At 62.4% G+C, this 24,907-nt stretch carries 25 protein-coding genes, 1 tRNA gene and 2 pseudogenes; 21 read left to right on the forward strand and 7 right to left on the reverse strand.

The genetic code is table 11. The features are described 5' to 3' along the window. Position 1: 1 nt before the first annotated feature. Together leuC and G7067_RS10300 are read right to left on the reverse strand one after the other, a co-directional pair. Positions 2–1,495 (reverse strand): 3-isopropylmalate dehydratase large subunit, encoded by a 1,494-nt coding sequence (gene leuC / locus G7067_RS10295; protein ID WP_166324000.1) that lies wholly within the window; start codon positions 1,493–1,495, stop codon positions 2–4. Positions 1,496–1,666: 171 nt separating this feature from the next. Continuing rightward, a complete protein-coding gene (locus tag G7067_RS10300; protein WP_205881126.1) occupies positions 1,667–2,680 on the reverse strand; it encodes a TerC family protein in 1,014 nt (337 codons plus the stop codon). Between the two features lie 304 nt (positions 2,681–2,984). Here G7067_RS10300 and G7067_RS10305 point away from each other — a divergent pair, with 304 nt between their 5' ends. Continuing rightward, the gene (locus tag G7067_RS10305; RefSeq protein ID WP_166324005.1) at positions 2,985–3,674 is read left to right on the forward strand and encodes a TIGR00645 family protein; all 690 of its coding nucleotides are present in this window, start codon (positions 2,985–2,987) and stop codon (positions 3,672–3,674) included. Positions 3,675–3,789: 115 nt separating this feature from the next. On the opposite strand, the gene G7067_RS10310 is transcribed toward G7067_RS10305, so the two are convergent. From G7067_RS10310 to G7067_RS10320, 3 genes are all read right to left on the reverse strand, one after another. Then, positions 3,790–5,328, reverse strand: a complete 1,539-nt coding sequence (locus G7067_RS10310; RefSeq protein WP_205881127.1) for an HNH endonuclease signature motif containing protein — start codon at positions 5,326–5,328, stop codon at positions 3,790–3,792. A gap of 80 nt (positions 5,329–5,408) precedes the next feature. Then, positions 5,409–6,113, reverse strand: a complete 705-nt coding sequence (locus G7067_RS10315; RefSeq protein WP_166324007.1) for a response regulator transcription factor — start codon at positions 6,111–6,113, stop codon at positions 5,409–5,411. Further along, positions 6,113–7,315, reverse strand: a complete 1,203-nt coding sequence (locus G7067_RS10320) for a sensor histidine kinase (protein WP_166324009.1) — start codon at positions 7,313–7,315, stop codon at positions 6,113–6,115. Before G7067_RS10320 ends, G7067_RS10315 begins: the two co-directional genes overlap by 1 nt. 314 nt (positions 7,316–7,629) lie before the next feature. On the opposite strand from G7067_RS10320, the pseudogene G7067_RS14950 reads away from it, so the two are divergent. The 7 genes and pseudogenes from G7067_RS14950 to G7067_RS10350 form a co-directional block, all read left to right on the forward strand. Continuing rightward, positions 7,630–7,821, forward strand: a pseudogene (locus G7067_RS14950) (ATP-binding cassette domain-containing protein); the annotation flags it as partial. Positions 7,822–8,021: 200 nt separating this feature from the next. Then, on the forward strand, positions 8,022–8,219 hold the full coding sequence (locus G7067_RS14955; protein ID WP_341872823.1) for a hypothetical protein: 198 nt from the start codon (positions 8,022–8,024) through the stop codon (positions 8,217–8,219). After that, positions 8,216–8,716, forward strand: coding sequence for a hypothetical protein (locus G7067_RS10330; RefSeq protein WP_166324011.1), 501 nt, complete (start codon positions 8,216–8,218; stop codon positions 8,714–8,716). Before G7067_RS14955 ends, G7067_RS10330 begins: the two co-directional genes overlap by 4 nt. Continuing rightward, entirely contained in the window at positions 8,653–9,561 is a 909-nt protein-coding gene (locus G7067_RS10335; protein ID WP_166324013.1) for a hypothetical protein, read from the forward strand. Before G7067_RS10330 ends, G7067_RS10335 begins: the two co-directional genes overlap by 64 nt. A 203-nt stretch (positions 9,562–9,764) precedes the next feature. Continuing rightward, positions 9,765–9,846, forward strand: a tRNA-Leu gene (locus G7067_RS10340). Between the two features lie 246 nt (positions 9,847–10,092). Next, a pseudogene (locus tag G7067_RS10345) lies at positions 10,093–11,202 on the forward strand (type I restriction-modification system subunit M); the annotation flags it as partial. A gap of 128 nt (positions 11,203–11,330) precedes the next feature. Continuing rightward, positions 11,331–12,290: a virulence RhuM family protein/type II toxin-antitoxin system death-on-curing family toxin gene (locus G7067_RS10350; protein ID WP_166324015.1), complete on the forward strand. Its 960-nt coding sequence runs from the start codon at positions 11,331–11,333 to the stop codon at positions 12,288–12,290. Positions 12,291–12,795: 505 nt separating this feature from the next. Here G7067_RS10350 and G7067_RS10355 read toward each other — a convergent pair. Further along, a complete protein-coding gene (locus G7067_RS10355) occupies positions 12,796–13,287 on the reverse strand; it encodes a TetR/AcrR family transcriptional regulator (protein ID WP_244301071.1) in 492 nt (163 codons plus the stop codon). A gap of 154 nt (positions 13,288–13,441) precedes the next feature. Between G7067_RS10355 and G7067_RS10360 the strand changes: the two genes are divergently transcribed. Genes G7067_RS10360 through G7067_RS10370 form a run of 3 tightly spaced genes read left to right on the forward strand, consistent with a single transcriptional unit; the run spans position 13,442 to position 14,891 of the window. After that, entirely contained in the window at positions 13,442–14,248 is an 807-nt protein-coding gene (locus G7067_RS10360; protein WP_166324019.1) for a DNA alkylation repair protein, read from the forward strand. Between the two features lie 50 nt (positions 14,249–14,298). Then, positions 14,299–14,709, forward strand: coding sequence for a VOC family protein (locus G7067_RS10365; protein ID WP_166324021.1), 411 nt, complete (start codon positions 14,299–14,301; stop codon positions 14,707–14,709). Beyond that, positions 14,706–14,891: a hypothetical protein gene (locus G7067_RS10370; protein WP_166324023.1), complete on the forward strand. Its 186-nt coding sequence runs from the start codon at positions 14,706–14,708 to the stop codon at positions 14,889–14,891. Before G7067_RS10365 ends, G7067_RS10370 begins: the two co-directional genes overlap by 4 nt. Before the next feature lie 7 nt (positions 14,892–14,898). Here the strand turns inward: G7067_RS10370 and sigJ are convergent, their stop codons facing one another. Next, positions 14,899–15,792 (reverse strand): RNA polymerase sigma factor SigJ, encoded by an 894-nt coding sequence (gene sigJ / locus G7067_RS10375; RefSeq protein ID WP_166324025.1) that lies wholly within the window; start codon positions 15,790–15,792, stop codon positions 14,899–14,901. Between the two features lie 120 nt (positions 15,793–15,912). Between sigJ and G7067_RS10380 the strand changes: the two genes are divergently transcribed. The 10 genes from G7067_RS10380 (at position 15,913) to G7067_RS10425 (ending at position 24,879) form a co-directional block, all read left to right on the forward strand. Beyond that, the gene (locus tag G7067_RS10380; RefSeq protein ID WP_166324027.1) at positions 15,913–16,995 is read left to right on the forward strand and encodes an NAD(P)/FAD-dependent oxidoreductase; all 1,083 of its coding nucleotides are present in this window, start codon (positions 15,913–15,915) and stop codon (positions 16,993–16,995) included. A 77-nt stretch (positions 16,996–17,072) separates the two neighbouring features. Continuing rightward, positions 17,073–17,609, forward strand: coding sequence for a PadR family transcriptional regulator (locus tag G7067_RS10385; protein WP_244301072.1), 537 nt, complete (start codon positions 17,073–17,075; stop codon positions 17,607–17,609). Continuing rightward, positions 17,606–18,331 (forward strand): ABC transporter ATP-binding protein, encoded by a 726-nt coding sequence (locus tag G7067_RS10390; protein WP_166324029.1) that lies wholly within the window; start codon positions 17,606–17,608, stop codon positions 18,329–18,331. Before G7067_RS10385 ends, G7067_RS10390 begins: the two co-directional genes overlap by 4 nt. Beyond that, the gene (locus G7067_RS10395; protein ID WP_166324031.1) at positions 18,328–20,661 is read left to right on the forward strand and encodes an FtsX-like permease family protein; all 2,334 of its coding nucleotides are present in this window, start codon (positions 18,328–18,330) and stop codon (positions 20,659–20,661) included. Before G7067_RS10390 ends, G7067_RS10395 begins: the two co-directional genes overlap by 4 nt. A gap of 56 nt (positions 20,662–20,717) precedes the next feature. Then, positions 20,718–20,963, forward strand: coding sequence for a hypothetical protein (locus tag G7067_RS10400; protein WP_166324033.1), 246 nt, complete (start codon positions 20,718–20,720; stop codon positions 20,961–20,963). After that, positions 20,960–21,922, forward strand: a complete 963-nt coding sequence (locus G7067_RS10405; RefSeq protein WP_166324035.1) for an SRPBCC family protein — start codon at positions 20,960–20,962, stop codon at positions 21,920–21,922. The genes G7067_RS10400 and G7067_RS10405 overlap by 4 nt, the downstream gene beginning before the upstream one ends. A 410-nt stretch (positions 21,923–22,332) precedes the next feature. Continuing rightward, positions 22,333–22,620 (forward strand): hypothetical protein, encoded by a 288-nt coding sequence (locus tag G7067_RS10410; RefSeq protein ID WP_166324037.1) that lies wholly within the window; start codon positions 22,333–22,335, stop codon positions 22,618–22,620. 18 nt (positions 22,621–22,638) lie between these two features. Further along, complete coding sequence (locus G7067_RS10415) at positions 22,639–23,514, forward strand: MerR family transcriptional regulator (RefSeq protein ID WP_244301073.1); 876 nt, start codon at positions 22,639–22,641, stop codon at positions 23,512–23,514. A gap of 55 nt (positions 23,515–23,569) precedes the next feature. Then, positions 23,570–24,391, forward strand: a complete 822-nt coding sequence (locus G7067_RS10420) for a TrmH family RNA methyltransferase (RefSeq protein WP_166324039.1) — start codon at positions 23,570–23,572, stop codon at positions 24,389–24,391. 32 nt (positions 24,392–24,423) lie between these two features. Beyond that, a complete protein-coding gene (locus G7067_RS10425; RefSeq protein WP_166324040.1) occupies positions 24,424–24,879 on the forward strand; it encodes a prevent-host-death protein in 456 nt (151 codons plus the stop codon). The last annotated feature ends 28 nt before the right edge of the window (positions 24,880–24,907 follow it).

The following is a 24,907-nucleotide window of genomic DNA, read 5'->3' on the forward strand; positions in this document are numbered from 1 at the left end:
TCTAGGCCTCAACCTTCTCATTTGCAGCGACCGCAGTGTGCGAGATGCCGTTGGCCGCGTCGGTTTGCAGATCCCACGGGCTCGACAGGGTGCCGCGGATCGCGGTCGCGGCTGCCACGAGCGGGGACACCAGATGGGTGCGGCCACCCTTGCCCTGGCGGCCTTCGAAGTTGCGGTTTGACGTGGACGCGCAGCGCTCGCCGGGGGCGAGCTGGTCGGGGTTCATGCCAAGGCACATGGAGCAGCCGGCAAATCGCCATTCTCCGCCGAATTCCTCAACAATTTTGTCGATCCCCTCGGCCTCGGCTTCAAGGCGCACGCGGGCGGAGCCCGGCACCACCATCAGGCGCACACCATCGGCCTTTTTCTTGCCCTTGATGATCTCGGCGAAGGTGCGCAGATCGTCCAGGCGGCTGTTGGTGCAGGATCCCATGAAGACGGCGTCGACCGGGATCTCCTTCATGGGAGTGCCCGCGGTGAGATCCATGTATTCGAGCGCCCGCTCGGCGTTTGCGCGCTCGTTCGGGTCGGCGATGTCTGCGGGATTCGGCACGCGATCGCTCAGCAGCACGCCCTGGCCCGGGTTGGTGCCCCAGGTCACGAAGGGCTCGAGCTCATTCGCGTCGATGAACACCTCGGCGTCGAACTTCGCACCCTCGTCGCTCGGCAGCGTCTTCCAGTACGCCACCGCCGCATCCCAGTCGTCGCCCTGCGGCGCGTGGGGGCGACCCTTGACGTATTCAAAGGTAGTTTCGTCGGGCGCGACCATCCCCGCGCGGGCACCGGCCTCGATCGACATGTTGCAGATAGTCATGCGGCCGTCCATCGACAGCGCACGGATCGCGGATCCGCGGTACTCGAGGACGTAACCCTGCCCACCGCCGGTGCCGATCTTCGCGATCACGGCGAGAATAATGTCTTTCGCCGTGACACCGGGGCGGAGCTCGCCCTCGACATTGATCGCCATGGTCTTGAACGGTTTCAGCGGCAGGGTTTGGGTCGCCATGACGTGTTCGACCTCGCTGGTGCCGATCCCGAACGCGAGCGCTCCGAATGCACCGTGGGTCGAGGTGTGACTGTCACCGCAGACGACGGTGATGCCCGGCATCGTGAGACCCAACTGCGGGCCAACAACGTGCACAATTCCCTGCTCGGTGTCACCGAGGGGGTGAGAACGCACACCGAATTCGGCGACGTTTTTACGGAGCGTCTCGATCTGCAGGCGACTCGTGGGGTCTTCGATCTGGCGGGTGATGTTCAGCGTCGGCGTGTTGTGATCCTCTGTCGCGATCATCAGGTCGACGCGGCGCAGGGGGCGATCCGCGACGCGCAGTCCGTCAAACGCCTGCGGGCTTGTCACCTCGTGAATGAGATGCAGATCAATGTAGATGAGATCCGGGTCACCGTTCTCACCCTTGACGACGACGTGGTCTTCCCAGAGCTTTTCGGCCAGCGTACGTGGCGCGCGTGCCCCGGCGGCGTTCTGATCACTCATGTGTGCTTCTCTTCTCAAGTCTCTACGATGTTTAATCGCTGCGCTGCGCAAAAAATTCCCTGCCCGCGCATGAAAATCGGCGATACGAAACTCCGCGACGGGTGGCCGATGGGCTAAACCCCGTCGCGGCTTGGAAGAAGCTGTTGCCGCCGACGCATGAGCGACAGTCTATCACTCGGTTTCTGAGGCACCGATCCGCAAACGCTCACCGCGAGCCTTCGCGTCACGCTTCGCCTTCACCACGCTGGCGACGGTGGCTACGAACATCGCCAAGACAATGACAGCGAGTGACATCCAGGTAGACGGCTCCGGCACCGGCACACTTTCGCCACCGTTGATGAACGGCAGCTCATTGTCGTGGAGCGCATGCAGAATCAGCTTGACGCCGATGAACGCCAGGATCGCCGCAATACCGTACTTGAGATATTCGAGACGTTCCAGCAGCCCCCCGAGCAGGAAGTAGAGCTGACGCAACCCCATCAGGGCAAAGATGTTGGCGGTGAACACGATGAACGGGTTCTGGGTGATGCCGAGGACCGCGGGGATCGAGTCCAGCGCAAAGAGCAGATCCGTCGCGCCGAGAGAAATCAACACCAGCAGAAACGGCGTGAACATGCGCTTGCCGTCGACCACGGTGCGGATCTTGCCGCCGTCATAGTCATCGCTGAAGGGCATTACCTTCTTGGCTTGTCGGATCACCCAGCTGTCACCCGTGTTTTCGTGCTCGCCCGGCTTTACCTGCTGCCAGGCGGTCCAAATGAGCCACGCACCGAAGATGAAGAACACCGCAATAAAGCGTTCGATTACTGCCGCACCAGCCAGGATAAAGATGCCGCGGAAGATGAGCGCGAGTACGATCCCGATCATCAATGCACGCTGCTGATATGCCGTCGGCACCTTGAAACTCGCGAGGATCATCACAAAGACAAAGAGATTGTCAATGGAGAGGCTGTATTCGGTGAGCCAGCCAGTCAGGAACTCGGTGCCGTGCTGCACATCGCCGAGCAGGAACATTGCCCCGGCAAACACAAGCGCGAGCAACACGTAGAAGCCGACCCACAGGCTCGCCTCCCGCATCGAGGGAACGTGGGGGCGACGGACAATAAGGGCAAGATCAAGAACCAGGATCGCAACGAGTACGACCATCGATCCGATTTCGAACCAGAGTGGGAGAGCAGAGGTCACGGACTTCCTTCGACTGGGCGCGGGGTGCGCAAAACGCCGAAAGTCTCTTCCCGCTGCACGAACCTGACCATCTCTGGTCTTCGCGCACCGCATCCGCTCCGGTGCCGCTGCGGAGCGACACGTACTGACGAGGCGGACGAAACTGGAATACTCCCCTTCGCCTACTTCAGTGTAGTGGATGGAAGGCAAGATCTGCCGGCGCCAGCGCACCTTTGATTTCGACTGGCTCGCGCTCGCTCAATCGGCGGGATAGTCATCCTGCACTAGCATATGTAACGTCCGTGATCCCGCACGAGAGGTACCCGTGAGCAATCGATCCGCTAATTCCATTGAGCGCAGCGCCGACCGCGGACCGGGATTCGCGTCGCGCACCCTCGCAGGATTTATCTTCGCGAGCCGCTGGCTACAGGCGCCCCTCTACCTCGGCCTCATCGTGGCGCAGGCCGTCTATGTGGTGCTGTTCTTTGTGGAGCTGTGGCATCTGATCGACAAGGCGATCCTGTCGGGTCACATCAGCGAGACCGATGTCATGCTGGGTGTGCTCGCGCTCATCGACATCGTGATGATCGCGAACCTGCTGATCATGGTCATCATCGGCGGCTACGAGACCTTCGTCTCTAAGATCCGCGTCGAAGGCCACCACGACGAGCCCGATTGGCTATCGCACGTCAACGCGAACCTGTTGAAGGTGAAGCTCGCGATCTCCATCATCTCGATCTCCTCGATCCACCTCCTGAAGACGTTCATCGAGGTCGGTCGCATGGAGAACGACATTGTGCGCACCAGCGACGGCAATGTTCTCTATTCGTATAACGGCGTGTTCTGGGAGGTCATGATCCACCTCGCCTTCATCGTGTCGGCGCTCGCGCTGGCCTGGATCGACAAGATGAGCAAGCAGCACGCTCCGGATCACGCTGCCCCATTACCGCGGGCAACATCGAGGCCGGGCTGCGGCACTCCGCAGTCACTGAGACTGCCGCCAGTAACTTCGTGACCGTGCGCCTGCCTGCGGGCACCGAACTTCCTCCCGGCGCGGAGGTCGTGGCTCCGCCCGCAGGACGATAGCAGTCTTTGACTGGAACGGAGTGCCCGGCGGAAAAGGCAATCCGTCAGAATGGGTGCGGTGCGGAATCACTCTCCGCGAGGGCGGTCTCGGGGTTCACGGGAACGAACGCCACCCGGCTGGGTGGCTTTTCCCGGTAGCTCCGCCCCGCGGGTGACGTCCATTCCAGTACCCCCTCTACCGGCTGCGTAACCCGCCAGGCGCTGTGATGCTTCAACGTATGGTGTCCCTTACAGGCCGCGGAAAGGTTAGCCGTTGAGGTCGCTCCACCCAGTGCGGCATCAATGGTGTGGTCGATATCGCAGCGGATCGCCGGGACTGCGCAGCCGGGGAAGCGGCATCTCTGATCTCGCACCCGCAGGTATCGCCGAATCCGTTTCGAGGGCCGGTAGCGTTCTACTGAAACCAGCGCGCCCGTATCAGCATCCACATAGGTCACATCCCACGACGCCGCGGTCTCGGAAAGTCGGGCCGCGGATGCCTGATCGATCGGCCCATACCCGGCGAGAGTAGCCGGCGGCGGATGGAGCACTTCGCGGAGCGCTTCTGCGTCGCTCCAGACCCCCGCGTCGTTCAGGGCGCCGCCACTGCGGGGATCCTTCGAATGGCCGCTGCGGAGCGGGGAAAGCCCGAGAGCAGCCGCCGGAATAACGAGCTGAACCTCTGCCCGAACCTTGCCAAGCCGCGCAGAAGATCGCTCAGCCCCGGCGGGCGCACTTCGCCTCCCGCGTGTGCCTTTCGTGTCTGGCGTATCGCCCAGGAGAATCCGGGTGAAAAGATCCGCCCGCAACTCGTCACACGAGCGATCCTCCGTTGAGTCGGATCCTGCGGAGTCGAATCCAGTTGAGTCGGATCCCGCTGAATCGGATCCCGCTGAATCGGATCCCGCTGAATCGCGACTTGCCCGACTCATACGAGCCAGGCGATCATAGATCGCATACGCCTCGACCGCCGGAAGATACGCGATCAGATCCGCCATGCCATCCTCGTGCGCGGTCACCGTCACCCGACGATTCTTCTTCGCCACTTCATGACGCTCATCGAGGGACACTTCAGCGAACTGCTCCGCAAGGGCCCGCACGATCGACCGCAGTCTGCTCGGCGTTTCGGTCTGCGCGAACGGTAGCACCGCTTGTTCGTATGCGGCGCGCCGAAGCACCGCGGTGACGTCACCGCCGACACCAATCACGCAGCCAGCCTCAACCACCACGGAAGCGTGCTGCGCACCAATCAGGCCATCTTCGAGCGCGTCACGGATGCGCGAATATTGTTCGGTGAGGGCGCAAGCATGATGCATCTGCCGACCAATGCTCCATTCGCTGAGGTGCAGAGCAGCGGCGATCTCCGCACGGACCGAACGATACGCCAATTCCGTCTTCCTCCCACTGACATTCGCTGAGGGTGCGGGCTCGGCATCGAGTCGTGCGATATCTGCGGCCGCGGCGAGCAGTTTCAAGCGTCGAGCCTCGAGGGCGCGGCTTTCTTGCTCCAATGCTTCCAGCTCGCTCAGTACAGCGTCCATCGCAGTGTCGCGCAACATCGCCGGGGCGATGCTGCGCGGGTCTACGGAGGATTGGGAGGACATAAAACCAGTGTCACATCACCCACTGACATTCACGGATTCTGGCCTCTGTCCCAGCACTTTCCGGGATGTCTGCGCCCACTTTACCTGCGCCTGGCTGCGGATCCTGACTCAGGGCTGTAACCGAGTTCGTAGCCCAGGATCACGGCGTGGACGCGATCCCTGAGGTGGAGCTTCGCGAAGATCGCGTTGACGTGGGATTTCACCGTCGAATGCGCGAGAAACAGCTCTTCGGCGATCTCAGGGTTTGAGCGCCCCCGCACCACTGCAGCAAAGATCTCTCGCTCGCGGGGACTGAGCCGGCCGAGTGCGTCACTTCTGGGCCCGACAGGATGGTTGTTCCCCGCAAGAAAATGCTCAATGAGTTTGCTGGTGAGGCTCGGCGCCGCGACAGCGGATCCCGCAGCGACCGTCTGTACGGCATCCACGAGTGCGGCGGGCCTGATGCTCTTGAGCAGAAACGCGCTTGCGCCCGCGCGCAGGCTCCCGAACGCAGCCTCATCAAGGTCGAAGGTGGTCAGCACGATGACCCGGACGCCCGGATCACGCTCGGTGATCCGCCGGGTTGCCTCGATCCCGCCCATGCCAGGCATGCGAACGTCCATGAGGACGATGTCAGGCTTCTGGCGCGCGACAGCATCGAGGGCATCTTCACCGCTGCCGGCCTCCCCCACCACTTCAATGCTGTCGTCGGAGTCAAGGATCAGGGCGATCCCGGCGCGTTCGAGCGGCTGGTCGTCAACCACCACGACCCGCAGCGGATCCTGGCCCTGCGAATGCTCGCCCATCACGGCCCCTCCTTCACCTTGAGCCGCGCACAAACCCGCCAGCCTCCGCCCGGTGACGCCGGCGTTGCCAGGAGCGGGCCCGCCTCAAGAGTTCCGCCGAACGCCGCCGCCCGCTCGCGCATTGCCTGCAGCCCGAGCCTCGAACCCGCTGTCTCTCGGGCAGGGTCCTGCCGTCCATTGTCCGTGACCGTCGCCACGACATCATCCGCATCACGCACCACCTTCACCTCAACAAAGCTCGTGCCGGTGGCGTGGCGGAGCGTATTCGTCAGCGATTCGCGCACGACCCGGTAGATCGTCGTCCGGAGCGCCGGATCGCTTGGCAGTTCGGGATCCTCTGCGAGTGTGACCGGCAGCCCGGCCTCCCGAAACTCCGCCACGAGCTCAGCGAGTTCCGGCACGTTGTGCCCGGAGTGCGCGAGATCCTCCGTGAGCTTCTCGTCACCCTCGTGCAGCACCTGGAGCGTGCGCTGCATCTCTTCGAGCGCCCGCGCGCCGACATCGCCGAGCTGTTCGAGCGCCCGCCTGGCCCGCTCGGGGTGTTTCTGCCAGCCAGCCTCCGCACCACCCGCAAGCGCAACCATCACGGTGATCGAGTGCGCCACGACGTCGTGCATCTCGGCGGCGATACGCGTGCGCTCTGCCGACCTTGCCCGCTCCTCGCGCATCTCGATCATGGTCGTAATCGCCTCGCGCCGCGCCCGGCTCGCGCGCACGGCAACGCCGAGGGCGATCGCGATCACCGCAGTGAAATTGAGCAGCGAGGCCGGAAACCCGTCGCGGATCCCGAACAGCACCGCAAGACCCGAGAACGCAAGCACCACGACAGCGCCAGCGAGGGCGCCGAGGATCGCGGTCCGCATGCGCCGCTGCGCCGCAAGCGTATAAACGGTGAAGAACGTTTCGAGCTGGCCTGGCGACATCGTCTGCGCAGAAATCGGGTTCAGCGCCGCAAACGCCATCACCACGAGCAGCACCACGAGCGGATACTGACGCCGCCGCCACAGGGCAAGCGCCGTTGCTCCCACACACAGCCAGCCGAGCCACGCGTGTGTCGGTGGCTCCAGCAGAAGCACGGCCGAGGCGGGCGCCGCGCACGCGAGGATCACCAACACGTCCGCGATCCTGGGCCGTTCGGCAAACCACCGCACGATCCGAGGCCTGCGCAGGGCAGGCTCCTCGAATACCGCGGGTGCTGACACGTGACCTCCTCGCCTCATTCTCTCGCACCTCGCGAGATTTGGCTTCCACCCGCGGGTGGAAGATGCGGATCAACCCGTGGGCGGTGTTGAATCGTTGCCTGGGTTCGTAGCTTGGAATCATCCCCTCTTCAATCACCTCACGGAAAGCACCAAAGATGAACCCTTAACTCGATTCTCGCCCTGCTGCGTTACGCAGCGGGGCGATCGGCTCCCCCTGGCTGTTGCGCGCGCGGCAGCTCAGCAAGTCTTTTGACCAGGCCCAGGCCCTCATCGACGCGAGCCTCGACATCGCGCCCGGTGAGGCCGTCGCGATCATGGGGCCGAGCGGATCGGGCAAGTCGACGCTGCTTCACGCGATCGCCGGGATCGTGCCCGCCGACAGCGGCGAGGTGCTCGTGCGGCGGCGAGACGGCGACGGAGCAGACGAACTCTCCGGCCTTGCCGATGCGGAACGCTCGGAGTCTCGGCTGCGTCGCTTCGGCTTTGTGTTTCAGCAGGGCATGCTGCTGCCGGAACTCCCGGCGATCGAAAACGTCGCGCTCCCGCTGCTGCTGGCGGGGTTGGGCGGGCGGCGGCGTTTGGCCGGGCGGAGGCCGAGCTTTCTCGCCTCGGGCTCGCGGGGCTTGGCGGGCGGCGCCTCGGCCAGCTCTCGGGCGGGCAAGCACAGCGCGTCGCGATCGCCCGGGCGTTGGTTGCCGCCCCCTCGTTGATCTTCGCTGACGAGCCCACCGGTGCGCTCGATTCGCGCACGGCGGGCGAGGTGCTCGACGCGCTACTCGGCACCCTCCACGATCCTGGCGGCGTCTCCTCTCGTGCGCTCGTCATCGTCACCCACGACGCGCAAATCGCAGGCCGCTGCGATCGCATTGTGATGCTGCGCGACGGCCGAATCGAGGCATCATGAGTGGCGGGGGCGCTGGCTGGATCCTGATCCGGCCGCGACGAGAGTCAGGGACACTTACCCGCCTGCAGTTGCTCGCCTCCGGGGTGACGACGCTGCTCGCTTTTGCTGTCGCAATGCTCGCGCTCGCGATCTGGCGGCTGCCGTCGGATGAGCCGGCGTACCGGATCCTCGCGCTCGCCCTGGTGGGCCTGCTTGTCGTGCCGCTCGTCACCCTCGGCACCGCGACGGCCAGGCTCGCGGCGCGCAGCCGGGACGGTCGGCTCGCGGCTCTCCGCCTTATCGGGGCAACATCCGGCCGCGTGCGGCGGATCGCGGTTGCGGAGGTCACCCTGCTCGCGGCAGGAGGGGTGGCCCTCGGCACCGTGGTGTCGGCGGCGCTGCCCCTCGCGCTGAGCATGATCCCCTGCACGGCGGACGTCTGCTGCCCGACGATTTGCTGCTGCCATGGTGGCTGGCTGCGGGGATCCCACCCCTGCTCGTTGGTATCGCCGCCCTGAGTGCGCTGCTCGGGCTTCGCCGCGTGGTGATCTCGCCGCTCGGCGTGCGCACCCGGCAGGATGCGCCGCGCCTGGGGTGGCTGCGGCTCGTGCTCGGCGTCGCCGTAATTGGCGCGGCGGTGCTGGTGACGCGGGCGGTGTCGCCAGCCTGGGGCGTGGTCGCGGTGGTCGGGGCGCTCGCAGCGGTCGTGCTCGCGGTGATGGCGGTGTTCGGCGTCGTCGGCCCGTTTGCGGTCTCGCTGATCGCCCGGATGCGGGCCGCCCGCACCGGCGACGCCGCGCGGCTGGTCGCTGCGCGCGGCACGGTCGACGATCCAAAAGCCGCCTGGCGCGGTGTGTCGGGGCTCGCGCTCGCGACCTTCGTGGTGATCCCGGTCGGCAGTCTGCTCGGGTATCTCGACCGGATCCGAAACAGTGAAAGCCAGGACCTCATGTCTGAAGAAACGCTCCTGATTTTCGGCGATGCCCGCACGATCCTTCTCGCTCTTGTCGCGATCTCGTTTCTTGTGGTCGCGTGCCAGGCGGCGATCACTCAGACCGCCGCGGTGCTTGAGCGGCGGGATCTTTACATCGCGCTCGACCGAATCGGCATGCCTGTGTCTCAGGTGATTCGTTCCCGCAGGATGAGCGCGACCATGCCCGCCGCGGTTGCCGTGATCGGATCGGCCATCGCCGCCGTCGCTCTGGCGGCCCCGGTGGTATTCACCGCCGCATTGCTGGCGCCGCTGTTTCTGCTCGGGATCGCCGTGATTCTCGCCTTCGGGATGCTGCTGGTCACCGCTGGGGCCAGAGCGACGGCGCCCGTGCTGCGGAGGACGCTCGCGGCGCCTGCGCGGGGCGAGTAGCGGGGGTGGAGGGGTACCTTCCGCCGATTGAGTAAGCAAAGCGTGCCTTCCGCCGATTGAGTGAGCAAAGCGAATCGAAATCAAGGATCATCGAGGTGGCCTCGCGACGCTGAAAGCCCGAAGCTGGCCCGGGGCGGGCGGTGTCAGGGCACCACGAGGAACCGGTATGCTTATTCCCGCGTGCTCGCCCCGGGTGCGCTCACGCGCGAGTGGCGGAATTGGCAGACGCGCTGGATTTAGGTTCCAGTGTCTTCGGACGTGAGGGTTCAAGTCCCTTCTTGCGCACGAACGGCAGGCGGTGCCCCCTCCCCTGCCCGCCCGGATTCATGTGTCACGGATGTGTACTTCCCAGCGTTTTAGTACAGATCCGTGACACATGAACTCGGTGGTCACGTGTTTGCGGCGCAATGCCATTCGGCGCTTGTCGGTAGTCCCTAGTACGGTGACTATAACGACCAAACACCACCGAATCGCGCGGCGAAGCGCAGGAGAACCAACAACGATGGCACCGAGCACCAAAGAGGCACAGTACGAAACGGGAAACTGGTGAAGCTGCTCGACGTCATTGGCGACCTGCCGATTGGCGGTGAGTACGCAGATCACTCGATCGACCTTTTCGGTGATGCGTACGAGCACCTGATGCAAATGTACGCCTCAAGCGCGGGTAAATCTGGTGGTGAGGACTACACGCCGCAAGAAATGTCAGAGCTCCTCGCCCACATCGCGACCCGCGGCAAGAAGCGCGTGAACAAGGTGTACGACCCAGCAGCTGGTTCAGGGTCCCTGCTGCTGAGGTTCGCGAAGGTGCTGGGCAAAGAGAACGTCGGCGGGTTCTGCGGCCAAGAGATCAAGCTGACCACGTACAACCTGGCGCGCATCAACATGTTCTTGCACGAAGTGAACTACGAAAAGTTCGATATCGCCCTGGGCGATACGCTTCTTGATCCCGCACACTGGGGCGAAGAACCATTTGAAGCGATCGTCTCCAATCCCCCATACTCGATTAAGTGGGACGGTGGTGCGAATCCGCTACTCGTCAACGATCAGCGGTTCGCACCGGCGGGCGTGCTCGCCCCGAAGTCGAAGGCCGATCTGGTGTTCACGATGCACATGCTGCACTGGCTCGCGACCGACGGCACCGCGGCGATCGTTGAGTTCCCGGGAGTACTGTACCGGGGTGGGGCGGAGCGGAAGATCCGCAAGTACCTCATCGACAACAACTACGTTGAGGCCGTGATCCCGTTGCCGCCGGTCCTGTTCTTCGGCACCACCATCGGCACCTGCATTATTGTGCCGAAGAAGTCAAAGCACACAAACGACGTCATCTTCGTTGATGCCTCAGCGGAGTTCACCCGCACCGGCAACAAGAACAAGCTGGCGCAGAGCAACATCGACAAGATTCTTGAGGCGCTTGAAGATCGCGGAGTCGACGAACACTTCGCGAAGGTCGTCGCGAACAGCGCCATCGCAGAGAACGACTACAACATCGCCGTGTCATCGTATGTTGAAGCGGAAGACACCCGCGAGGCTATCGACATCACCGAGGTGAACGCGCGCATTGAGCAGATCGTGATGCGGCGAGCCGAGCTGCGCACCTCAATCGATGCGATCGTGGCCGATCTTGAAGGGGATGCACCATGATCGCAAACTCCACAGTCGTCAATGTCGGTGGCTCGCAGTACCGTCTGAGCACAGCGCACAGAGCCCAAGATGCGGTTCGGTGCATCGCCGAAACTGCTCTGACGAGCGGCCAACACTGAGGAAACACTATGGATACTGAACTAACCGGTGTCGTGCTCTACACCTCCGCAGACGGCTCGATAAGCCTCGAGGTACGCACCGAGGCTGATACGGTCTGGCTGACACAGGCTCAGATCGTGGAGCTCTTCGATTCGTCGAAAGCCAATGTGAGCGAACATATCACTAACATCTTTGCCGAGGGTGAGCTGTCCGCCTCGGCAACTGTTCGGAAATTCCGAACAGTTCGAACCGAAGGTAAACGAACGGTCGAGCGCGAACTTACGCATTACAACCTGGACCTGGTTTTATCCGTCGGGTATCGCGTAAAGAGTGCGATCGCGACCCAGTTTCGAATCTGGGCGACCCAGCGCCTGCGCGAGTACCTGATGCAGGGCTACGCAGTCAACGAGCAGCGGCTTGAACAGCTGGGCCAGGTGGTACAGATTCTCGCCCGCTCCAGCGACGAAGTGCTCGCGGGCGTGGCCGACGTGTTGGCCGAGTATGTGCCCGGGTTGACGCTGCTGCGCGACTACGACGAGGCGAGCCTCAACCCGAAGCCACACGCTGTTCCAGGGTGGGAGCTAACGCTTGAAGAGGCGCGCCAGGTGATCCAGCGGGTCGCGGCAGAGTTTCCGGGCGATGGGCTGCTCGGTAACGAGCGCGGTGACGGGCTGGCAGGCATCGTCGCCACGATCTATCAGGGCTTCGGGGGTCAGGATCTCTACCCCACGGTCGAAGAGAAGGCAGCGAATCTGCTCTACCTCATCGTAAAGGATCACCCACTATCCGACGGCAACAAACGCAGCGCGGCGGCCCTGTTCGTGACGTTCTTGGCCCGCAACGGGATCCTAAGAAGAGCTGGCGAATCACCGAACATCACCAACAACACCCTCGCGGCGATCACACTGATGGTCGCCATGAGCGACCCGAAAGAAAAGGAACTCATGGTCGAGCTGATCGTTCGCATGCTGTCGGAGGCACACGCATGAGCGAGAACAGAACCGCTGAGGTGTTCCTGAATCAGTGAAATGAAGAACTCACAGGGCTGGCTACCTGTCGGATCTTCCAGCAGATTCGAACCGGTTCCCGCCTGGAGACAACGCCCCACCCTGCCATCTGGTGATCCGGCGGACGGCGAGAGATAAACCAGTCGCTATGTCTGAAAGCCAACGTTAGCGTTTTCGCCGCAGGGCACCTCGGTACTCGGCCTACCCTTCTTCCGGGGCCTCTTCGAAATCGTCGCTTCTTGCGCAGCAGTGGTATGTGGTGAAGGACCTCCTTAGCGGCGAGAGCACCCCAAATCACGATATCTATGGGGTCCTCTCGCGGCTCAGCGCGCCTTTCACCGACCAGAAATTTTCACCGGCCCTTCGAACAAAACTACCCATCCACATTATTGCTCACTTCATGCTGCGTTTCTCGGACGCGTTCATTCGTGGGGTCAAATCGATACGCAGATGGGGAGGGCCTCCCGGAAGGAAAGCTGGAGAGCCGTCACTCACGAAGTGAGTTGAGCAGGCGGCGCAGAACAGCCGTCGCCTCAGACAAGGCCGTCGGCGAGTTTGTCTCTGCGAGCCACAATGCCGCTTCATTCATGGCGCCGGACAGCAGGTGTGAGAGTGGCTCCACTGGTTGTGATGCAATAATTCCCTTCTTGACAAGAGCGTTGAGGATTTCCGTAAGAAGTCTTCCCGAGACCGCCTCGTCCATTGCTCTCCACTCTTGCCACCCCAAGACAGCAGGGGCATCGATGAGCATGATCTGCTGCACTTCAGGATCAGCCTGTGCCTCCAAAAAGGCTTCGCATCCCGCCACGAGCTCTTCCCACGGGTCGCTCTGGTTTTCAGCCGCTGCGGCGACGCGATCACCAACCTTTTGTTGAATTTCTTGCACGACTACTCGGAACAGCTCAATCTTTCCGTCGAAGTGGTGATAGAGCGCCCCCTTGGTCATTCCAAGCGCGGAAACGATCTCTGTGAGTTTCACGGCAGAGTATCCATGTTGAGTGAACTGTCGCCGTGCCTCCGCGACCAGCGCCTTCGCTGTCGCCTCGCGCTGAGCGTCCCTTTTTCCAGCCACTCGCCCACCTATTCATTGACATACCAAGAGTACGCGAAACGACAAGACAAAGCAGGCTCCAGTGGAAACTTTAGGCTCCGACACGGGCAATGAAACCGGCCATAAGCGTTTCTTTGGCATCGAACTTGCTCGGCTGCTGTCCGAGAAAATCATCGCCCAGGATCCAAACTTCCCGGCACAAGCTTTCTTGGCGGATACCGAAGCATCTGGTCTGACCGAGCTAGAGCTGTTAGACCGAGTCGATACTCTCGCTCACCTCCTCCGCAAACATCTACCGCAGCACTACCCAGATGCTTTGGAGCAACTTGCGCGCATCTATGGCCCAGAGAATCCGAACGAGACGGGAATGTTCACCTTCGGCTATTGGCTCTGGCCAGTGGGCTCCTTCATTGCCACCTATGGCCTCGATCACCCCAACGAGTCAATCGCTGCAATCAAGGAACTCACCAAACGTCACACGGGCGAATTCGCCATCCGCCCCTACATCGCGGCTCGGCCAACTGAGACAGTGGAAGTAATGCGGGGCTGGACCACATCGTCAAACGTGCATATACGCCGACTCGCGTCCGAGGGACTGCGTCCGCGTCTCCCCTGGTCCAAAAGACTGACACTCTTCATCACTGAACCTCAGCCCATTTTCGAAGTACTTGACACACTCAAGGACGACACGTCAAGATTCGTGCAGAAATCGGTGGCCAATAACCTCAACGACTACCTCAAGGGCAACCGCACTGACACCCTCGACTTGCTAATTCGCTGGGCCGCAAATCCGACACCACAACGGCAATGGATTATTCGCCACGCGCTTCGCAACGAACTCAGACGCGGATCCACCGACGCCCAAAACATTCTCAAGCACGCCCTCTGAGCCCCAAACAACGAACACCAGGACCACAGAGTCACTTAAGGAGACACAATATGCGGTTCTCGGACCGCTACCCCATCATCGTCACCACAAAGAAAGATGCCTCGCAGGACTTCTGGACAACCTATCTCGGCTTTGAAGCAGCATTTGAAAGCATTTGGTTCAGCCTCCTCGTCGCTGACGACAACACAGCCTCAATCGCCTTCATGACACCGGATCACCCTTCAGCCCCGCCAGGGCCAAAAATCTTCAGCGGATCCGGCGTGTGTTTTGAACTGGAAGTCGAAGACGCACAAGCCACTCACGAGGCGCTCACCCGCAAGGGTCTTGTCGTCACGTACACGCTCACCGACGAGCCATTCGGTCAGCGTCGATTCGGGTTCACTGACCCTTCTGGGCTATGGGTAGATGTAGTCGAGCAGATAGCCCCGCAACCTGGCTTCTGGGACAAATACATGGTGTGACTTGCCCTGATCGCGACCGTGGCCCCAGGCAGCGCACCATTTGGCCCAGGAGCAGCGCCGCCGCATTGTTTGTGACGTTCCTGGCACGCAACGGGATCCTGCGAAACGACGCCGACTTGCCGCGCATCACCAACAACACCCTCGCGGCAATCACGCTGACTGCTCATCCAGAGCCCCAATAGACCCACTTCACCAAGCAGAAAGCTTGTCCGGGTTCATCGCAAACCAGATATTGCTGATCCTCCCCGACTCCACGCCGAACGAAATCACGCCGGTCACCCGCTTTCTGCCTCGCAGCCCCGTCCGCACGAGCGCAAACCCCGGCAACCCGTTCACCTCGACACGTTCAATCGCGGTGCCGGGCAGTGGACGCCGCAGGATCCCGAGCAGGAAGCGCGCCACCTGTTCGGCCCCGACAGTCGGGCGTTTGGCGATCCCTATCCTGCCATTGCCGTCACTCACCGAGACCACCCGCGGGTCGAGCACCGCGATTAATCCGGCGAAGTCACCCTGCTCACACGCCTGCTGAAACGCATCGACCAGCCTGGCATGCTCGGCAGGGTCGCTGGGCCTGGATCGCGCATCGCGCAAATGCCGGCGTGCCGAAGCCGCAGCCTGCCGCGTCGCCTCGGGCGTGCGCCCCACAATCTCAGCAATCTCCGCATAGCGCAGCCCAAACACCTCGTGCAACACATACGAGACCCGTTCCGCGGGCGTCAACGATTCCAACACCACCAACAGCGCCATGCTCACCTGGTTATCGAGAGTGACCCGGTCGAGAGGATCGGGATCCGGCACCACATGCGCCGGAATCGGCTCCGGCAGCCACGGCCCAACATAGCGCTCGCGTCGCTTCGGCGCAGAGTCCAGCAGGTTGATGCACAGCCGCGATGCCGCGGTCGTCAGCCAGGCAGCGGGCCGCTCGATACGCTCACGTTCAGCTGCCGTCAGCCGATACCACCGCTCAAAACTTAGCTGCGCGACATCTTCTGCGTCGCTCCAGCTCCCCAACATGCGATACGCCAGCCACGTCAACCGCGCGCGCGCGCCCTCAACCTCGCCCTCAACCTCGCTCTCAACCATGCTTGAGCCTCCCTCTCCCCCAATTCTGACCGAGCATCACCCGGGAATGTGAGGCGAACCTCACACTTCCTCGCCGTTCCCGGTCAGACTGGGTGAACCCTACGGACAGAGAGACAGGACATGAGCCAGGAAATGTACGACGTCATCGTGATCGGCGGCGGATACGCGGGGGTTACCGCGGTGGCCAGACTCCCCCGCAGCGCGCGAGTTGCGCTCGTTGATCCCAAACCCAACTTTGTGCACCGCGTCCACCTCCACGAACACGCCGCGGGCGGCGACATTCGCGTGGAGAAGCCCTTTCACCAGGTACTCCGGCGCGGTGTCGTGCACCACCGTACCAGTGCGGTGCAGGTCGAGCCCGGGATCGTGCGTCTCGGTGATGGCACAACGCTGCGCACGCGACACATCTTGCTCACCACCGGCAGCGACGAACCCACCCCGAACGGAATCAACTCGCTCGCGTCAGCCTCCAAGATCCGTCAGCGGCTCGCCGAGTTGCGCCCCGGAGCTCGGATCGCGATCCGCGGGGCTGGCCTCACCGGGATTGAGCTCGCGGCGGAGATCGCCTATCGTCGCCCCGAACTCACGGTACACCTGAACGGGAGGAGCCCCGCGGGGGCCGACCTTCCCGAACGCGCACACGATTACCTTCGCGGCACACTCGAAACCCTGGGAGTGGTGCTCGACGGCACTAGCCCAGGGGCAGACCTGCACATCGATACCACCGGGTTTCACTACTCCCCGCTGACAAGCGCCTCCTCGCTCGCGGAGGCAACACCCCCACGAAACGCAACCCACGGGCAACTGCAAGTGTCGGCAACACTGGAGAGCGTGCCGGGAATCTGGGGCGCGGGAGACGCCGTCCAGGTTGCGGGCCAGGATCATCTCCGCGGCGGTTGCGCGGTCGCGGTCCCCATGGGAGCTCACGCGGCAGACAACATCGCCCGAGCACTCAAAGACCAGCCACCCAGGCCGCTCGACTTCGGTTATGCGGTGCGCTGCCTGAGCCTCGGGCGACGAAACGGCCTGATCCTCGCGGTGGATCCATTGAATCACCCCCAGAAGGCATTCATTCCCGGCCTGCCAGGAGCCTGGGCCAAGAGCATGGTCTGCAGCGCGGTACTGTTCGCATCCTCCCCAGTCTTTTCCACTTTCGCCGGGATGAAGCGGCGATCCGGGCTGCACCGTCGCGCTCACACCTAGCCTTTTGGCACCTGGGTCAGAGCGGCATGATCTCTTCACAGTTGCCTATCTATACATCGAGTGTATAGACTCCGTGTATGGCACAAATGGAAAGCTCCCTCGCCCTTCTCGGGCTCCTCAGCACCGAGCCAAGCTACGGCTACGACCTGAAGCACGACTACGATCGCTGGTTCGGCGCCGAGAAACCACTCGCCTTCGGCCAGGTGTACGCCACGCTCGCTCGCCTCGTAAAGAACGGCCTTATCGAACTCCTCGGCGACGAGGCAGGATCTGGGCCTGAGCGCAAGCGCTACGACATCACCCCTACCGGCCGCGAGCGGGTTCAACAGTGGCTTTTTACACCCGACACCCCATCCGAAGCCATGCAATCGAACCTCTTCGCGAAAGCAGTCATTGCGATCCTGCTCGGCCAAGATACCGCGGAGCTGCTCGAGGCACAGCGCGCAGAGCACATGCGCCGCATGCGCGAGCTCACCCAACAGAAACGGGGCGCCAGCTTCGCCACGGTTCTGCTGTGCGATCACGCCCTGTTTCACATCGAGGCCGATCTGCGTTGGATCGATCTCACCGCAGCACGACTCGAAGAACTCACAGAAGAGGTGGCGTCAGCATGAACGAACTCAAACCCTCCACCCACCCTCCCCTTTTCAGTCTTCGCGGGGTGACGCGTTCCTTCGGACAGATCGAGGCCCTGCGCGGGATCGATCTCGACATCGATCAGGGTGAGATTCTGGCGATCATGGGGCCATCGGGATCCGGCAAATCCACCCTGCTACACACGCTAGCGGGCGTCATCCCCCCAGACGGCGGTGCCGTGCACTACGGCAACACCGCACTCGAATCGCTCGGCGAGACGGCACGCGCGCGACTCCGCCTCAGAGATTTCGGCTTCGTCTTCCAGTTCGGCCAGCTCCTCCCGGACCTCACCGCGCTCGACAACGTTTCGCTGCCGCTCCTACTGCAGGGTTTCAAGCGCCGCGTTGCGCTCTCCCAGGCGGCGAGCTGGCTCGACCGTCTCGGCCTCGCCGACCACAGACAGGCGCTCCCGGGTGAGCTGTCCGGAGGCCAAGCCCAGCGAGTCGCGGTGGCACGAGCACTCGTCACCGGCCCGAAGGTCTTGTTTGCCGACGAGCCAACCGGCTCCCTCGATTCCCTGGCCGCCGAGAACGTGATCTCGCTGCTCACCGATATCACACGGAGCAGCGGCACCACCGTCATCATCGTGACCCACGACTCTCGCACCGCTTCCTATGCTGACCGCGAGGTTGTCGTGCGCGACGGGCGCATTTCCGGAAACGCGAATGCGCTTCGCACGCCCGAGGGGGTCCACGCATGAAGAACCTCGGCACCTTGACCTGGCTTATCGGCGGCCGCGCCAAGGGAGGACGGCTCCGACTCGTGGGCACCGCGGCAGGTCTCGCCGTCGGCACCATGCTGCTACTGCTCGTTTTCGCGGCGTATCAAGGGATGACCGACCGCGCGGCTCGCGCCGACGTGTACACCCACCTGGGGTATGCAGGCTTGCCCAGTCAGGGCGGCGAAGACACCAGCCCCGAGCTCGGCGCCACCGAATTCCTGACGATGGCTACCTCGTTCGGCGGCGGCTACGACCGGTTTCAGGATCAGCGCATCACGCGAGTCGACGTAGCTGCTGCAGCAAGCTCAGCTGCGACCCTCCCCGGCCTAGACGCACTACCAGAGCCCGGCGAATATCTCGCTTCCCCCGCGCTCGCCGAACTCATCTCGAAGCACCCCGAAGACCAACTCGGTGCGCGCTATGGCTCCATGGCGGGGTTGATTGGGGATGCAGGCCTGATGGGCCCCGATACCCTACTCATTGTCATCGGCCACGATCCCCACGCTATTGCTCAAACGGCCGGGGTAATCACCGTCGACGCGGCAAACCTGACCGGGAGCCCCTACCAAAACTTCAGCTACATGATCATCGCGCTCATCGGCGGTCTCGCAGTCCTCTTCCCCGTAGTCATCCTGATCAGCATTGTTACAAAGCTTGACCAGGCCGCCCGCTCTGACCGTTTTCGCACGCTTGGCCTTGTCGGAGCAACGCCGATGCGGATCGCCACAATTTCCGCCTTCGAGACCGCCGCGGTGGGCATCATCGGCACGTTCGCGGGCGTCGTTCTCTACTGGCTGAGCCTGCCCGTCGTTGCGCAACTTCGTATTGGCGAGTCACGCTTCTTCGTCTCAGACTTGACACTCAGCCTGGGCGGCATTGTTGCGGCGGCAGTCCTGATCATTCTGAGCACGACTCTCACCGCGCACTTCTCCGCGCTGCGTGCACAGCGGGGGATCCGCAGCACCGCGCGGGACATCCCCGAGAAGCGCCCGAGTTTGTGGCGTCTCACTCCGCTAACACTCGGGCTCGGGCTCCTCGCGGTCACGGCGACCGCAAGTCTCTTCTACGGACAAACCCCCGAGAACGAGCGTTCGGGGATCGCGGCGCTCCTTATCCAGCTCATTAGCGTGACCCTCATCCCCAGTTTCCTCTTCACCGCTTTTGGCCTCGTGCTTGCCGGTCCACTCCTACTTTCATGGACAGCGCGACTATCTGTCCGGCGAGCGAAGAGCCCGGAGGGTGTGCTCGCGCTGAATCGTCTCATGCGCCGCCCCTCAGCAACGTTCAGAACCGTGAGCGGCCTGGTGCTCGCACTCTTTGTCGTCACCGTCTTTGCCGTGGCCCTGACCACGGATCAAACCGAACAGACACAAAACCAAGCGGCCGCGACTTCTCACCACCACGTCCCTTTCGATGCTTTCATGGCCGAGGTTTCCCCCAGCCTTGCCTACGATTCCAGCCTGTGGAACGAGACGGAAAGCACCGCCGCCATCGCTGCTGCTCAACACTTGACCCAAACAGCTTCAGAGGTTTCTGGGGTGACGGGCGCCTTCGTGATATTCAATTCTTCGCCAAGCTTCGATGATAACCGCTACCTGTTGCGCACCGCTGATGCGCGGGCGCTCGGGCTTGACGTGCCGAACGGTGCCGAATTCGTCTCAGTGAGCTCTGACTATTTTTACTACTCACCGACTTCGCAATCACCGCCTCCGGTGACCGTCAAAGCCGCTGAAGGCCTCGCGCCCCTGGGGGTCCCGATGTTTGTGGTGGTCACGACGGACGGGACTTCCGGGACCCAAGAGCGCGTGCGCACCACGCTGTCGCTCAGCCCCTTTTCCTCGGCCATCACACACGGTTCCCCTCCCCAAACCCTGAACGAAGGAATGCAGAACAACGGCTCACTCAGCTGGGCGCAGCAATACAAGGGGCTCGCAAACATTGGGATCGTGATCGCAGCGCTCATCTCCGTCGTATCTCTTGCGGTTTCCATCCTCGCTGGCGTCATCGAACGGCGTCGAGCGCTCGCACTGCTGCGGCTGACGGGCATGCCTGCCACGAAGCTGCGCCGCATGATTACGCTGGAAGCGGCGGTGCCGTTCGCAACCACGTTCCTGCTGTGCATCGTTACCGGCGCGTTTACCGCGTGGGCGATCATCACGGGCCTCAACCCAAGGCGAACGGTCACCTGGCCCGAACCCGGATACTATCTGGCGGTCGTGTTCTGCCTGCTGGCCGCCATCCTCGCGGTCCTCGCGACGTTCCGCACGGTCGGGCGTAGTACGGCCCTCACTGAGACGCGCTTTGAATAGCCTTCATTAGCAACCAAGGTTGACACACCCCCACTTAGCAATGTAGGTTGACAGACATGAGCACCACTCAGATCACCGAGATTGCTGCGGACACCAGCGATCCGAGAGCCGGCTTGCGCGCGGTCGCCTCCCTGCGAGTCCTCACCGACTCGCTTGAACTCCGCCAGGTTGAGGCCGCGCTGCGTGCCGGCCTCAGCTGGCAGAGCATTGCAGATGCCCTCGGCGTCAGCAGACAAGCCGTGCACAAGAAGTACGCCAAACGCATCGACCAGAGCATCCCCGTCCCCAGGAGAAACACTTGAGCAAACTACTCGACATCGCACGCACCAGCCAACAGCTGACGATCGCCGCCGGCGAAGAAGCGTCCCGCAGCGGCCAGCGCACCATTGACTTCGATCACTTGTTTCTCGCGCTCGTACTCAGCGATCAGGCCGCCGGTCAGGTTCTGCGCGGGCTCGGGATCACGATCCAGGCCGCCCGCGACGCCGTCGAGTCCTATCACCGCGAGCAACTCGACGCTCTCGGCCTCGGTGCCGCCATGCCCGAGGCAGGCGATATCGTGTTCCACGAAACCGGCGGCTACGAACTCAATAGGCGCAGCCAAGAGGTATTTCAGAACGCCGGGAAGGGCAAGAAGGCGGGCGACGCCGCAGCCGTGCTGCGCGAACTCCTTGATGACCCGAGCGGCATGATCCCGAGCATTCTCGACCGTCTCGACACGACCCCCGAGGAGGTCCGCACCCGGCTGGATCAAGCCGCGAGCATCCCGGAGCTCGCCACCAAGCATGTGCGCGCCCCCAAGCAGCCAGGGCTTGCGTCGAGCAGGATCGAGGCCTTCGTGCCGGCATCTATCGAGCAGGTATGGGAACTGCTGGTCGATCCCGAACACATGCCGCAGTGGGATATGTACACCGGCTCGGTGGAGCTGCCTGAAGACCCCGATACCGGGCTTGGATCCCGGCAAGGCGATAGCTGGATCGCCCGCGCGCGCACCGAGTCGCCTGACGGGAAGCCGCTGCGCGTCAACGAGAATTACGTGCGCCGCCAAGTTACGGTGACCCACGTATCGCCGCGCAGCAAGATCGCGTGGCGGATCGCACACATGGACACGCCCCGCCCCATTGCGATGCGCACCGAGATCGCACTCTCCCCCGCCGCCGGTGGCACCCAGCTGACCATCACGGTGAGCCACGAACGTCGAAACCCGCTCCGCTGGTTCGTGAGCGCCCCGTGTGGCGCTTCGCCCGCTGGATCTACCTGACGCAGACGGGCAGCGGACTCAGCCGCGCGTTTCGCTAGAAGAATATGCGTCACTACGTAGCGAACCGAGTGCCAAGGAGGGGCCATCACACAGGATAGAATTGCGACATGCGTAGTTTTTTCGCCGCTGGCAGCCTGACCGTTTCACTCCTTTTGCTCGCAGGGTGCGCAAGCCAAGATGCATCACCTAGCGTGGAGCCAGAACCCACATCGTCGAGCGATTCCCAAGAGACGAAACCCCAGGACGGGTTCACGATCGATCACATCAAGTCATGTGACGACGTCGCGGTCGTGGTGGCTCCCTATATTTGAGAACCTCGTCCTTACGAGGGCAACACCGTCAACGAGTGGGGCGCGAACTGCGACTGGGAGACTGCCGAGCGCGACTATGACATCGCCAATGCCAGGTCGGTGTCAGTTGGCCTTACTCCCGTCGAGGCAGGTGCCGAGGTTCCTGATCTGGGACTTGTTATGCAGATGGAGGGTTGCTCAGTAATTTCAGATAGCTGGGTTGAGTCGAACGGTGGTGTCGCCTACACGTGCACCCCGGAGACAGCCGTTGCCGGAGTGACCGTCACAACGGTGTGGCTGCCCGGAGTTGAAATATCGACCGGTGGCGCGCAGGTGGCCGGCTACCCGGCACTTGACGCCGCCGCAGCCTTGGAGATCGCGAAGCGCCTCGTCAATAAGGCACGATAACCGCGAAAGGAATCGAGGATGGGCGTGAACGTGCCGGAATCGATGACTCCCTGGATCAGGAGCCAGACCACCGCGGTACCCACCAATCCGGCTGCGCAAGAACCGGCACCGGGTGAATTCACCGTGGGCGAGGTCGCGTCGCTGGTCGGGATCAGCGTACGGACTTTGCACCACTGGGACTCGGTGGGTCTGGTGCATCCACGAGGTCGCACCACAGGCGGGTATCGCACGTATTCAGCGGAGGACGTCGGCCGAATTCACCGGGTGCTCGTGTACCGGGAGCTTGGCTTTGCTCTCACACAGATCGCCCTCCTTCTGGATGACCCCACCGTTGACGAGGCAGCTCAACTCAGGCAACAACGGCACTTACTCGAAGAGCGCATCGCAAGGCTCCAACAGATGGCCGCTGCAGTGGATCAGATCTTGGAATCACGCACCTCAGGAACCAGTCTCACCGCCCAACAACAGGCCGAGATCTTTGGCCGAGGCTGGCGCGAGGACTGGGCAGAAGAAGCGCAGGATCGCTGGGGCGAGTCCGAAGAATGGGCGCAGTTCGAGCGCAAAGCCGTGATGTCCTCTGAGACAGAGAGAATACAGCTACAACTCGGCGGAGATGCTCTGTTCGCAGAACTCGCCGCTGCAAAACGTTCCGGCATTGCGGCGGGCAGCGATGAGGCGAACCGCCTCGCTGAACGGCATCGAGAGACGATCAGCGCACTCTTCAACTGCAGCCACTCAATGCAGGTGTGCCTGGGCCAACTCTACGTGCAAGACGCACGTTTCACAGCTCAGATCGACGAGCGCGAGCCAGGGCTCTCGGTATGGCTCTCCGAGATTATCGACGCGAATGCGAGGCTGCACAGTGTGGATCCCGCCACCGCCACCTGGGAATGAACGGCCGCGGCGGAAATTTGACCCTGACGTCGCGTGAGGGCTCACGCTTGTGCGTATGGCGGCAGTATCCCTGGAACAGCTCAAACAGACCGTACCTCAATCGATCGATGACCCCAGCCATCCTGTCGCCAAACGCCTCGCCGATGTTCTGCGCAGCCGCAGCGAGAAGCCCAGAACATTTGTACTTGATGATCCAGAAAACATTGCGCAAGCCGTCGCCTGCGGCATCGAGCTCGATAGCGTCTACTTCTCGGCCTCCGCCAACGACCCGAAACTCACAGGTGTTGATCCGGGCGTGCCGCGCTATTGCCTCAGCGAGAGTGTGATCCAGAATCTGTTCGGCACGCAGAAACATTCGCGTATCTTTACTCTGGCACGCACACCCAAGAAGCGAAGTCTAGGCGAACTCGCCGGAGGTCGAGGCGACATCCTCATTCTCGATGGCGTGCGAATCGTCGGCAACATCGGCGCGATCATTCGCACCGCCTGCGCGCTCGGGGCCGCGGGCGTCGTTGTCATCAACAGCGGGCTCAGCACGATTGTGGATCGACGCCTCGTCCGCGCCAGCCGCGGGCTGGTGTTCGCGATGCCCGTCGTCCTTACCACCCGTGCAGAGTGCATCGCGTTTGTCCGGCAAAAGCAGCTTGCGCTCGCCACGCTGTCTGCCAGTGCCACCGAACCGCTGAGTTCGATCCGCACAGTTCGAGAACGATTGGCACTCGTGTTGGGCGGCGAGCGTGAGGGCTTATCACGGGAGCTGGATGCGCTCGCGACACACAGATACGCGATCCTTATGGCCTCGGGTGTGGAGTCCCTCAACGTATCGGTCACGGCCGGGATCGCGCTCTACGAGCACGCGGTCAGCGCGAGCCATTGAGTTCGGATTGTGTTCTGAAGTACAATAAGCTCATGAACACGGCAACTGCGAACCGACAAGAATTCAAATCTTCTGAACTCAGCCGAAATTCCGGTGAAGTATTTGCGGCCGCCGAAAACGGTCCCGTCACGGTCACTCGTCGCGATGCAGACTCGCTGGTACTCATGAACAAAAGAGAAGCTGAAATCCGCAAGCAACTTTTCGAGTTTGCCGCTCAGCTCATCGCAATTACAACTGATGACCGCGGTACGCTTGCGGATCGCATGTCAGATCACTTCCCTTGGATGTTCGCTCTTTCCGAAACAGACAAAGCCCAGTGCGCGAAGGACCTCGTGAACGCAGCAAGAGCCTCGTTTGCAACCGAACAACCACATCTCGCAATTGCAGAACTAAACTCCTGGCGCGAAACCGCTGAAGCGATCGCAGCTGGCCACCAAAGCACCCTGGTGGAATGGCTTGACCATGACAACACGGTAGCCCGCCCCTAAAGCACTATGGCAAGAGAGCGCCAGGTCA

The sequence above is a fragment of the Leucobacter insecticola genome, assembly GCF_011382965.1.
In the GTDB taxonomy this organism is placed as follows: domain Bacteria; phylum Actinomycetota; class Actinomycetes; order Actinomycetales; family Microbacteriaceae; genus Leucobacter; species Leucobacter insecticola.